Source organism: Geodermatophilus sp. CPCC 205761, assembly GCF_051383655.1.
Classification (GTDB): Bacteria; Actinomycetota; Actinomycetes; order Mycobacteriales; family Geodermatophilaceae; genus Geodermatophilus.
Map to the genome: position 1 here is coordinate 1 of NZ_JALPKQ010000083.1, position 11,078 is coordinate 11,078.

At 75.0% G+C, this 11,078-nt stretch carries 11 protein-coding genes; 8 read left to right on the forward strand and 3 right to left on the reverse strand.

Annotated features, from left to right (window positions below; all coding sequences use genetic code 11):
* Window positions 1-560: 560 nt before the first annotated feature.
* Both MY526_RS26265 and mug read right to left on the reverse strand, forming a co-directional pair.
* Entirely contained in the window at window positions 561-1,124 is a 564-nt protein-coding gene (locus MY526_RS26265) for a dihydrofolate reductase family protein (RefSeq protein WP_436695851.1), read from the reverse strand.
* Window positions 1,125-1,282: 158 nt separating this feature from the next.
* Window positions 1,283-1,792, reverse strand: a complete 510-nt coding sequence (mug, locus tag MY526_RS26270) for a G/U mismatch-specific DNA glycosylase (protein ID WP_436695850.1) — start codon at window positions 1,790-1,792, stop codon at window positions 1,283-1,285.
* A 102-nt stretch (window positions 1,793-1,894) separates the two neighbouring features.
* Between mug and MY526_RS26275 the strand changes: the two genes are divergently transcribed.
* Window positions 1,895-2,722, forward strand: coding sequence for an alpha/beta hydrolase fold domain-containing protein (locus tag MY526_RS26275; protein ID WP_436695849.1), 828 nt, complete (start codon window positions 1,895-1,897; stop codon window positions 2,720-2,722).
* A 62-nt stretch (window positions 2,723-2,784) separates the two neighbouring features.
* Here the strand turns inward: MY526_RS26275 and MY526_RS26280 are convergent, their stop codons facing one another.
* Window positions 2,785-3,888 carry a ScyD/ScyE family protein gene (locus tag MY526_RS26280; RefSeq protein ID WP_436695848.1) on the reverse strand — a complete coding sequence of 368 codons (1,104 nt, stop codon included), beginning with the start codon at window positions 3,886-3,888 and terminating at the stop codon, window positions 2,785-2,787.
* A gap of 195 nt (window positions 3,889-4,083) precedes the next feature.
* Between MY526_RS26280 and MY526_RS26285 the strand changes: the two genes are divergently transcribed.
* The 7 genes from MY526_RS26285 to MY526_RS26315 form a co-directional block, all read left to right on the forward strand.
* Window positions 4,084-4,545: a RidA family protein gene (locus MY526_RS26285; protein ID WP_436695847.1), complete on the forward strand. Its 462-nt coding sequence runs from the start codon at window positions 4,084-4,086 to the stop codon at window positions 4,543-4,545.
* Window positions 4,546-4,661: 116 nt separating this feature from the next.
* On the forward strand, window positions 4,662-5,468 hold the full coding sequence (locus MY526_RS26290; RefSeq protein ID WP_436695846.1) for a pentapeptide repeat-containing protein: 807 nt from the start codon (window positions 4,662-4,664) through the stop codon (window positions 5,466-5,468).
* Between the two features lie 32 nt (window positions 5,469-5,500).
* Entirely contained in the window at window positions 5,501-6,886 is a 1,386-nt protein-coding gene (locus tag MY526_RS26295) for an FAD-binding oxidoreductase (protein ID WP_436695845.1), read from the forward strand.
* Window positions 6,887-6,956: 70 nt separating this feature from the next.
* Window positions 6,957-8,051 carry an LLM class flavin-dependent oxidoreductase gene (locus tag MY526_RS26300; RefSeq protein ID WP_436705416.1) on the forward strand — a complete coding sequence of 365 codons (1,095 nt, stop codon included), beginning with the start codon at window positions 6,957-6,959 and terminating at the stop codon, window positions 8,049-8,051.
* Window positions 8,052-8,132: 81 nt separating this feature from the next.
* Entirely contained in the window at window positions 8,133-9,890 is a 1,758-nt protein-coding gene (locus MY526_RS26305; RefSeq protein ID WP_436705417.1) for a sigma-54-dependent Fis family transcriptional regulator, read from the forward strand.
* Window positions 9,891-9,913: 23 nt separating this feature from the next.
* Window positions 9,914-10,732, forward strand: a complete 819-nt coding sequence (locus MY526_RS26310; RefSeq protein WP_436695842.1) for an SDR family NAD(P)-dependent oxidoreductase — start codon at window positions 9,914-9,916, stop codon at window positions 10,730-10,732.
* A 37-nt stretch (window positions 10,733-10,769) separates the two neighbouring features.
* On the forward strand, window positions 10,770-11,078 hold a 309-nt coding region (locus MY526_RS26315), incomplete at its 3' end, for a hypothetical protein (protein ID WP_436705418.1).

Here is an 11,078-nt window from a genome sequence, read left to right on the forward strand (position 1 = left end):
TCAGCAACGCCACCGGCAACCGCCCGCCCAGCAGCGGCCGCTCACCCAACCAGCCGACCAGCACCTCCTCGATGCCGGCCTGCTCCACCGCCGTCGCTGCCACGAACCGAACACACGTTCGACCTACGACAGATCAGGTGCGTCAGACTTCGGGCAGGGTCAGAAGTCGACCGCTCCCCAAAGGCGTCTGGGTGAGCAGATCGCAGAAACCGTCCCGGCAGGTGGCTGTGGACGAGAGCGACACATCGCGTGTCGGTGTCGAGGTTCGCAGCACTGGCCAGGATCCCGGAACGGACCCACTGGCGGCGGCTCGCCCGGCATCGCGCCGGCGTGGGGGCTGCCGACAACACCCTGCGGCCGCACCAGGCCCCCGACGACAGGACGCCGGGGCAACGAACCCCACCGGCACGGGGACCCAGTGACCACGGGCCCGACCGTCCCGTTGAGGTTCCCTCACATACACGGCCTGTGATCCGGCGGGGGTATCGGAATCGCCTCGGAACACAGCACCACGAGACCCTCGGGCGGCCCGAAGCCCGCGCCGATCCGACGTCGGGCACTCAGTGCCTGGTCTCGTACCTGGTCAGGACCACGCCGTCGGGAAACGTCCGGGTCTCCACCAGGGTCAGGTTCACCCAGTTGTCCAGGGCCGTGAAGAACGGCGTGCCGCTGCCCACCAGGACCGGCGCGGTGGCCAGCACGTACTCGTCGATCAGCCCGGCCCGCATCGCCGCTGCGGCGAGTGTGGCGCCGCCGATGTCCATGGGGCCGTCATCCTCGGCCTTGAGCCGGGTGATCTCGGTGACCGCGTCGCCGGTGACCAGGCGGGTGTTCCAGTCGACCGTGCTGACCGTGGAGGAGAACACCACCTTCGGCATGTCCTGCCAGCGGCGGGCGAACTCGATCTCCGCCGGTGTGGCGCCGGGCTGCTCGGCGGCGGTCGGCCAGTGGGAACTCATCGTCTCCCACAGCTTGCGCCCATACAGCGCCAGGTCGGTCGCCCCCACCCGGTCGGACCACCACTGGAACAGTTCGTCGCTCGGCACGCTCCAGCCGAGGTCGTCGCCGGGCGCGGCGATGTAGCCGTCCAGGGACAGGTTCATGCCAAAGGTCAGTTTCCGCATGGCGTCACCTCCCGTGAGTCGGTATTCGGCGTACAGACCAGCACGGCGAGGAGAAATCATCGGTCAGGCCACAGGTCGTGCGGCAGTGACGGGCACGCCCACCACCGCGTACAGAGGAGCCGCATCACCGGTTTCCGCCACCTCCAGCCGACGATCAGTCACCCGGCCGGGTCGAGCAGCTGCCGGTAGATGCGGGCGAGGTCGGGCAGCTGGTGGTGGGCGTTGAGCCCGCTCGGGTTGGGGACGACCCAGGTCACCGCTCCCCCGACCCGCTCGTCCTGCGGCCCGACCGCCGCCCGCGGGCGGCCGAACGCCTGCCGCCAGGCCGTGACCCCCAGCACCGCCAGGACCCGCGGCCGGTACCGCGCCACCAGGTCGGCCAGCGCGGCGGCACCGGCCCGCAGCTCGTCGGGGGTCAGCTCCGCGGCGGTCCGGGTGGGCCGGTCGACGAGGTTGGTCACGCCGAGCCCGTGGGCCAGCAGCTCGCGGTCCTCCTCCGGCGCCAGCCGCCGCGGGGTGAGCCCGGCCAGGTGCAGCGCCGGCCAGAACCGGTTGCCGGGCCGGGCGAAGTGGTGCCCGCGGGCGGCGGAGGTGAGCGAGGGGTTGATGCCGCAGAACAGCACGTCCAGCCCGGGCGCGATCACGTCCGGCAGGGGCTTGCCCGGCACCCGGCGAGGGTAGCGGCGGTGTGCCGACGGCGGAGCACCCGCTCCAGGCCGGCGGCCGGCCCACCCCCACGTCCCTGCAGAACCATGCCGCCCTGGAGAACCATGCCGCCGACCGCCGTCACGACCACCCGCGACCTGACCTACGCCACGCCCGGCGGCGAGCCGCTGCAGCTCGACCTGTACGTGCCGCGGACCCCCGAGCCCGCGCCGGTCTGCGTCTACCTGCACGGCGGCGGCTGGCTGCGGGGCAGCCGCGCCGACCGGGCGGCCGAGCGGCTGGTCCCGGTCGCGGCCGCCGGGGTGGCGGTCGCCGCGGTGCAGTACCGCCTCAGCGGCCGGGCGACCTTCCCCGCGCCGCTCGACGACGTCCGCGCCGCCGTCCGCTGGCTGCGCGCCGAGGGTGCCGGGCACGGCGTCGACCCGGCGCGCATCGGGGCGTGGGGGGCCTCGGCCGGCGGGCACCTCGCCGCGCTGGCCGCGCTCTGCCCCGACGCGCGCGACGGCGAGCTGGGCGACAGCTCGGTGCAGGCCGCGGCCCTGTTCTTCCCGGTCACCGACCTGCTCGCCCGCGCCACCGACGTGCCCGAGGGACCGCTGCCGCCGTTCATCAGCGGGCCGCCCCTCGTCCCGTCGTTCGAGGCGCGGCTGCTCGGCCTCCAGGACACCGCCGACGACCCCGGTCGCGCCCGCGAGGCCAGCCCGCTGACCCACGTGCACGCGGGGGCCCCGCCGTTCCTCGTGCTGCACGGCGACGCCGACGGGCTGGTGCCCTCGACGCACAGCCGGCGGCTGGTCGAGGCGCTGCGGGCGGCCGGGGTGGCGACGTCGTTCCACCTGCTCGGCGGGGCCAACCACGAGGACCCGGCCTTCGAGACGCCCGCCACCCTCGGCGCGGTCAGCGGCTTCCTCGGGGACGCCCTGGCCGGGTAGCCGCGCCGGACGCGACAGGGGACGCCGGCCCGCGGGCCGACGTCCCCTGTCCGGTGGAGCGGTCAGTCGGTGAAGGCGTCGTCCCCGATCCGGACGACCTCACCGGGGTGGTCCAGCATGAGGAGACCCGCGACGCTCCACGCCGAGGCGTACAGCTCGCCGTCCGACCGCACCAGGCCGGTGGGCATGGTGACCTGGGCGTAGGTGCGGCCGTCCTCGTCGATCCGCACGACCTGGCCCACCGCGGCCGGGTCGAAGTCCGCCGGCGGCGGCCCCTCACCCTCGGGGGCGCCCTCGAGCAGCTCGGACACGTAGACCGTGCCGTGCCGGTCGACCTCGACGCCCGCGGCCCCGTGCAGGTCCTCGATCACGTCCACGACCTCGCCCCAGGGGGTCAGGACGAACACCCGCGAGGCGCCGGGAACCTCGGCACCCAGCGTGCTCACGTAGATGAGCCCGTCCGGGCCCTCCACGACGCCGGTGGGCACCGGGTCGCAGCCGGTCGTGCCGGGGTTGTTCTCCGCGCCCTCGCAGCCGGGGACGTCGTCGACCACCGGCGGCACGAAGAACTCGCTGATCTCACCGTCGTGCCGGTCGATCGCCAGGACGGTGTTCGCGCCGGCGTCGGCGACCAGGAGGCGGTCGTCCTGCGCCAGCACCGAGAACGGGTTGGACAGCGAGTCCACCGGCGCCCCGTCGACGAACTGCACCTGGCCGTCGGGGTTGTTCTCGAGCTCGTAGGCGAGCGTGTCCACCCTGTGCAGGATGTCGCCGTCGGTGTCGGCCACGATCAGGCCGGGACCGCCCTCGCCCACCTCCGGCGGCTCGGCCGGGAGTGCGACGCCCTCCTCCGGCGGCCCGGCCTCGCCGACCGCGATGTAGATGAGGCCGTCCCGGTAGGCGACTCCCTGCGGGTTCACCAGGCCGTCGACCAGGGTCTCGACCTCCCCGGTCCACGGGTCGACCGACGACACCTCCCCGGAGTCGGACTCGGCGACGATCAGCGCGCCGTCCTCGTACTGGTTGAGCTGGCGCGGCCCGGACAGGCCGGTCGCCACGGTGGCGATGCCCCCGTCGCCCGGGTGTTCCTCCCCGGCCGCCTGCGCGACGGCGGCGGGCGCGGTGACCAGTGCGAACGCCGTGACCCCCACGGCGGTCCTGCGCATCGTCCTCATGTGACTCCCTTCACAGGCACGGTGGCCGACGCGCACGCTAGGCGTCGGCCACGAGCCGCCGGAACCGTCGGCACCGGAGGAATCCGCAGGTCGGGCGCGCGGCGTCGCAGGCCGTAGTCGGCCGGATCGCGGCAGTCGGCCCAACGGGGCTTCCCGGGGAGCCCACCGAGGCGGCAGGGTCCGACGATGACCGTCGAGGAACGACTCTCCGAACTGGGCATCGAGCTGCCCGAGCCCTCGAGCCCGCGCGCCAACTACGCGCCCGCCGTCCGCGCCGGCGACCTGCTGTACCTCTCCGGCCTGGGCCCGGTGCGCCCCGACGGCACCATGCTCACCGGCAAGGTGGGCGAGGGCGGGCTGGACCCGGGGACCGGGCGGGAGGCGGCGCGACTGGTCGGCCTGCAGCTGCTCGCCCGGCTGCGCGCCGAGCTCGGCGACCTGGACCGGGTCCGCCAGGTGGTGAAGCTGTTCGGGATGGTCAACTGCGCGCCCGGGTTCACGCACATCCCCGCCGTCGTCGACGGCTGCTCCGACCTGCTCACCGACGTCCTGGGCGACGCCGGGCGCGGCGCCCGGTCGGCGGTGGGCATGGCCGAGCTCCCCTTCGGCATCGCGGTGGAGATCGACGCCGTCGTTCTCGTCCGGTGACATTCCCGTGACGCCCGCCATGGTGTGTTGCCCGCCTTCGCACACCCGACGTCGGCAGGTGGGGCATGGCCTGGGCTCGCGCACACGTGACGCTGGTTGTGGCCGCCACGACCTTGGTGACCTTCGTAGTCGTCGCCGTGCTGGTCACGCTGTTCCTGCCGTCCACTGCCGACCGCACGGTGGCACTCGCGGCGCTCGCCCTCTCCCTCCTCCTGGGCGGCCTGGCCACGGTCCTCTACATCCGACACAAGGACAGTGATCGGCCGCCGCACGCGGTCAACGCCACCAACTTGGCGATCGCCGTCCTGGGCGGGGCGGTGGTCGGCGTCCTGCTCTTCGGCTTCCAGCTCGCCTTGGAGGTCAGCGACGAGCAGCGCGACTTCCGGTTGCAGATGGCCACCGAGCACGACCTCACCGGCTTCAGCCCGCCACGCGACGGCGACGGTGACCCGATCGAGGGCCCGTACAGCCTCCAGGGCATCCACCTGCGGGGAAAGGTCCTCGCACTCGCCCTGTTGAACGACGTCGACCTGTCAGCCAGCAACCTGCAGTTCGCCCACCTGGGGAGCGCATCCCTGGTACGGGCGGACCTGCGCGGAGCGCGGATGCGGGTCGCCTACCTCTACTACGCCGACCTCAGGTGCGCCTGCTTGGCCGACGCGACGCTGCCCGACGCCGACCTGCGCAACGCCGACCTGCGAGGCGCCGATCTCCGGGGCGCGGACCTCACGCGTGCCGATCTGCGTGGTGCGCTCATGGACGACGACACCCGCATGGACGGCGCGCGAACAGAGGACGCATGCACCGAGCCGGACGACACGTCCTGCGGCGGCGAGGCCCGGCGGAGCCAGGCCGACACTGCCGACGGCAGCATCTCCGGCCGCCCGGAGCCGGAGCCGCGGGGGTGTCAGCCCATCAGCTGAGCGGGGGCCGCTCCGGGTGGTTGGCTGCGGGCATGGACGACGCCGCGCTGCGCCAGCTCGTCGAGTCCCTGCCCGCGGACGTCGTCGTCACCGACCCCGCGCGCACCGAGAAGTACCGGCACGACTGGACCCGCGCCACGGCGGCCGGCCGGCCGGCCGCCGTCGTCCGCGCCGGGACGGCCGCGCACGTGCAGACGGCGCTGCGCTGGGCGACCGCGCACCGGGTGCCGGTCGTGCCGCGCGGCGCGGGGACCGGCCTGGCCGGCGGTGCCACGGCGGTCGACGGCTGCCTGGTGGTGAGCACCGAGCGGATGACCGCCGTCGAGATCGACCCGGTCACGCGGACGGCGGTCGCCGAGCCCGGCGCCCTCAACGTCGCGGTCAAGGACGCCGCCGCGGCGCACGGGCTCTGGTACCCGCCGGACCCGGGGTCGTTCCGGATCTCCTCCATCGGCGGGAACGTCGCCACCGACGCCGGCGGCATCTGCTGCGTGAAGTACGGCGTCACCAGCGACTACGTGATGGGGCTGGACGTCGTCCTCCCCGACGGGCGGCTGGTCACCCTCGGCGGCCGGACGGTCAAGGACGTCGCCGGGCTCCCGCTGCTGCGCCTGTTCGTGGGGAGCGAGGGCACCCTCGGCGTCGTCACCCGGGCGGTGCTGCGGCTGGTGCCCGCGCAGCAGCCGGCCGCCACCCTCGTCGCCTGGTTCGACACCCCGCAGGACGCCGGGCGGGCCGTCATCGCCATCGGCGCCCGGGTGCGCCCGTCGATGCTGGAGCTGCTCGACCGGGCCGCGGTGAACGCCGTCGAGGACTTCCGCCCGATGGGGCTGGACCGGACGGCCGGCGCGCTGCTCATCGCGCAGTCCGACGCCCCGGGCCCGGCCCGCGCCGCCGACCTGGAGTTCATGACCGGCTGCTGCCGCGACGCCGGGGCCCGCGACGTGCTCGCCACCGACGACCCGGCGGAGGGTGAGGCGTTCCTCGAGGCGCGCCGGGCGACCGGCCCGGCGCTCGACGCCCGCGGCCCGCTGCTGCCGGAGGACGTCTGCGTGCCGGTCGACCGGCTGCCCGGCGTCCTCGAGCGGATCCAGGCGATCGCCGCCGAGCACGACGTCGAGATCCCCGTCTTCGCACACGCCGGCGACGGGAACCTGCACCCGGCGATCCGCTACGAGGCCGGCGACGCGGACTCCCGGCGGCGGGCCGACGCGGCGTTCACCGCCATCCTCCGCGCCGCGATCGCGGCCGGCGGCACCGTCACCGGCGAGCACGGCGTCGGTCGCGCCAAGCGGCACGTCCTCGCCGAGCAGCTGGGTGCCGACGTCCTGGACCTGACCCGGCGGGTCCGCGCGGCGGTCGACCCGCTCGGGATCATGAACCCGGGTGTGCTGGAGGAGACGCCGGTCTCAGAATGAGACGGCGCGCCGCCGCAGGTCACCTACCGTGCTGCGGAGACGACCCACGTACGGACCTGGAGGCGGCGCAGTGGAGCTCGGCATCGGCATCAACCTCGGCTTCGGGAAGCTCGACCCGGAGCTCACCGACCAGGAGATGTACGCCGGCGAGGTCGACCTCGCCGTCCGGGCCGAGGCGCTCGGGTACGACAGCGTCTGGGCCGTGGAGCACCACTTCGAGGACTACTCGCTGTGCCCCGACAACCTGCTCGTGCTGGCGCACGTCGCCGGGCGCACCCGGCAGATCAAGCTGGGCACGGGCGCGGTGATCGTGCCCTGGAACGACCCGCTGCGGGTGGCCGAGAAGGCGCTGATGCTCGACACGCTCTCCGGCGGGCGACTGCTGCTCGGCCTGGGGCGCGGGCTCTCCCGCCGCGAGTACGTGCCCTTCCGGATCCCGCTGGACGAGACCCGCGACCGCTTCGACGAGGCCGCCCCGATGATCTTCGAGGCGCTGGAGACCGGCGTCATCGAGGGCGACGGGCCCTTCTACCCCCAGCCGCGCGCCGAGCTGCGCCCCCGGCCCCGGGCCACCTTCCGCGGCCGCCGGTACGTCGTCGCCGGATCGCCGGACTCGCTGGTGATGGCGGCCAAGCTGGAGGCCCAGATGATGTCGTTCATCGTCCGGCCGGTGCCCGCGCTCATGCCCAACTTCACCCGCTACCGGGAGCTGTTCGAGGCCGAGCACGGCCGGGTCGCCCCGCCCATCTCGCTCAACGTGAACATGTACTGCCACGAGGACGACGAGCTGGCCCGCGAGCGCCACTTCCGGTACGTCAACCGCTTCTTCATGTCCAACGTGGACCACTACGAGATGGCCGGCGAGCACTTCGCGACCACCAAGGGCCACGAGCGCTACGCCGAGAGCGCGGCGTACTTCCGCGAGATCGGCCTGGAGAAGGCCGCCAACGACTACGCCGCGACCGCGCTGTGGGGCAACCCGGAGCGCATCCTCGGCCAGATCGAGGCGATCCGCGACGTCCTCGGCGACTACGAGCTGGTGGTGGCGCCCTGCTTCGGCGGCATGCCCTACGACGAGGCCCGCGCCAGCCTGGAGCTGTTCTCCCGCGAGGTCATGCCGAAGGCCCGCGGCCTGCGCGGCGCGCCGGTCCGCCTGGCCGCGTGACGACAGCCTCGGGAGCATCGCAGTGAGGAACGAGCGAGGAGCCGACCGAGGCGCGGAGTCACGCCATCGAACCGGGGCCGCGTGACGACGGCGTCCTCCTCCGCCGCGGGCCCGCGGGTGCCGCGGACCCCCGCGGAGTGGGACGCCGTCCGCGCCGCCAAGGCCGACGTGCTGGCGCGCGACCCGTTCACCGTCGACCCGGCCGCCGTCCCCGGGGTGCGCCCGGAGATCGTGCGCTCCTGGCGGCGCTCGCTGCTGGCCGGCGTCGACCCGGAGGACACCCGCTTCCCGGTCGACGAGGAGTCCACACCGGGCACCCGGCTGGCCGCGGTCGCCCAGCCGATCATGGACCGGCTGCGCGACCAGATCTCCGACCTGGGCTCGTGGGGCTTCCTCACCGACCGCGCCTGCCGGCTGCTCACCACCGTCGTCGGCGACGAGCCGCCGCCGGGGCGGCTGCTGGAGATGCACCTGCCGCCGGGCACCTGCTTCGCCGAGGACGTCATCGGCACCAACGGCCTGGGCTGCGCGCACGAGGAGCAGCGGCCCTTCCTCGTCTCGGGCACCGAGCACCTGCGCACCGACAGCGAGGGCCTCACGACGACCGGCGTGGTCATCCGCGACCCCGCGACCCGGCGCTACGTCGGCACCCTGGGCGTGCACTCGCGCCGGGAGCACGCCTCGGCCGCCGTCCTGCCGCTGGTCGTGGAGCTCGGCCGGTCGATCGAGGGCCAGCTGCTGGCCAGCCGCAGCGACGGCGAGCGGGAGTTCTTCGAGGCCTACTCCCGGGTGTCCCGCCGGTCGCGGGCCGCGGTGGTGGGGGTGACCTCGCAGCTGTGCGTGGTCAGCACCCGCGCCCGCGAGCTGGTGCACGAGGCCGACGAGGAACTGCTCCGCCGGATCGCGGAGGAGACCGGCCGGGCCGGCCGCACCCTGCGCCGGCGGCTCGGCTCGGGCGCCGCGGTGACGATCACGGTGACTCCGGTCGAGCAGCCGCGCGGCGAGTACGCCGCCGTCCTCGTCCTCGAGCCGGTCGGCCCGGGGCACACCGACCTCCCGCCGGAGCGGCCCCCGGCGGACATCGGCGCGCTGATGGCCCGGGCGCTGGCGGCCGGCACCCCCGCGCTGCTCACCGGCGAGCGCGGCACCGGCAAGCGGCACACCGCCCGCGCCGCCCTGCGCGCCGCCGGCGAGCCGGTGGAGCTGGAGTGCGCCCTGGCCCGGCTCGATCCGGAGCCGTGGCTGCGCACGCTGGCCGCCGCCCTGCAGGACCGGCCCGCCCCGGTGCTGCTCGGCTCCCTCCCCGATCTCCCCGCCGCGCTGGTCCGCCCGGTCGCCGACCTGCTGGCCGGTGCCCGCGGCCCGGTGGCGGGCACCGCCGCCGGCGACCCCGGCGACGTGCCCGCGCTGCTGCGGGAGAGCTTCCCGGTGGTGCTGACCGTGCTCCCCCTGCGCGAACGCCGTGGCGAGGTGCCGGCGCTGTGCCGCGACCTGCTCGCCGACCTCGCGGAGCGCGACGGCGGACCGGTCACGCTGTCCGCCCGGGCCGAGGCGGCGCTGGCCGCCGGCGACTGGCCGGGCAACGTCCGCCAGCTGCTGCAGGTGCTGTCCACCGCGCGGCTGCGCGCCACCGGGCCGGAGATCGGGCCGGAGGACCTCCCCGCCCACCACCGCGGCGGGCCCGCCGGCCGGCCGCTGGGCGAGATGGAGCGGCTGGAGCGCCAGGCGCTGCTGGCGGCGCTGCGCGAGACCGGCGGCGACCGGGCGGCGGTGGCGCAGCGGCTGGGCATCTCGCGCGCCACCGTCTACCGCAAGCTCAAGCGCTACCAGCTCACCTGATGCCACCCACCTGGAGGAGATGCGTGTCCCGCACCGTGGAGTTCCCCGGCACGACGGCCGTGGTGACCGGAGGCGCCTCCGGCATCGGGAAGGGCCTGGCCCGGGCCTTCCTCGACGCCGGGTGCTCGGTCGTGATCGCCGACGTCGACGAGGCCGCGCTGGCCGCGACCGCGCGGGAGCTGGGCGTGCTCGGCGTCCGCACCGACGTCACCGACCCCGACAGCGTCGCCGCCCTGGCCGACCGAGCCGTGGCCGAGTTCGGCGAGGTGCACGTCGTCTGCAACAACGCCGGCGTCGGCCCGTTCGGACCGGTGGCGCGGCTGGGTCTCGACGACTGGCGGTGGGTGCTCGACGTCAACCTCTACGGGGTCGTGCACGGCATCCAGGCGTTCCTGCCGGTGCTGGAGCGCAACGCCGACTGGGGCCACATCGTCAACACCTCCTCGATGTCGGTGCTGGTGACGCCGCCGAACGTCGCCCCCTACGTCGCCAGCAAGGCCGCCGTGCTCGGCATCAGCGAGGTGCTGGCCGCCGAGCTGGCCGAGGCCGGCTCGCGGGTCGGCGTCACCGCCCTGCTGCCGGGCGCGGTGCACAGCAACATCAAGGCCAGCCTCCGGACCCGGCCGGCGACGGGGCCCTCCGGCCTCTACGACGTCGACCTCGCCGAGGCCGGCCGGCTGCGGTTCATCGAGCCGGAGGAGGTCGGGACGCGGGTCGTCGACGCCGTGCGCGCCGGCGAGCTCTACGTGGTCACCCACGGGGAGTTCCGGGACCGGGCCGCCGAGCGCAGCGCCCGCATCGACGCCGCGTTCCCCCCGGTGCCGGTCGCGGCGGGAGACTGAGCGCGGCCAGCAGGAGCGCACCCCACGGAGGACCGGCATGCGGGAGGACGTCGACGCGGCGTTCCGCCGGTTCGCCCTCGACGAGCGGAGCGCGCTGCTGGCCTCCGCCCTGCGGCTGACCGGTGACCCCGACGGCGCCGAGGAGGCCGTCCAGGTCGCCCTGACCCGGACCCGGCTGCGCTGGGGGCGGGGCGATCCGCGCGCGACCGCCGCCGACGCCGTGGCGGACGCGGCCGGCCGGGGGCAGCTGATCGAGGCCGCGGACGCCCCGCCGCCGGTGCCGTGGCGCGAGCCCCGCTGGCGCCGGGACGCCGACGAGGCGGTGGCCGACGCGAAGTCGGATCGT

What these genes read in the sequence shown, in the direction of transcription:
- MY526_RS26295 (WP_436695845.1), top strand. Translation starts at nt 5,501, where the DNA reads ATGGACGACGCCGCGCTGCGCCAGCTCGTCGAGTCCCTGCCCGCGGAC.
- MY526_RS26265 (WP_436695851.1), bottom strand. Translation starts at nt 1,124, where the DNA reads ATGCGGAAACTGACCTTTGGCATGAACCTGTCCCTGGACGGCTACATC.
- MY526_RS26280 (WP_436695848.1), bottom strand. Translation starts at nt 3,888, where the DNA reads ATGCGCAGGACCGCCGTGGGGGTCACGGCGTTCGCACTGGTCACCGCG.
- MY526_RS26275 (WP_436695849.1), top strand. Translation starts at nt 1,895, where the DNA reads ATGCCGCCGACCGCCGTCACGACCACCCGCGACCTGACCTACGCCACG.
- MY526_RS26285 (WP_436695847.1), top strand. Translation starts at nt 4,084, where the DNA reads ATGACCGTCGAGGAACGACTCTCCGAACTGGGCATCGAGCTGCCCGAG.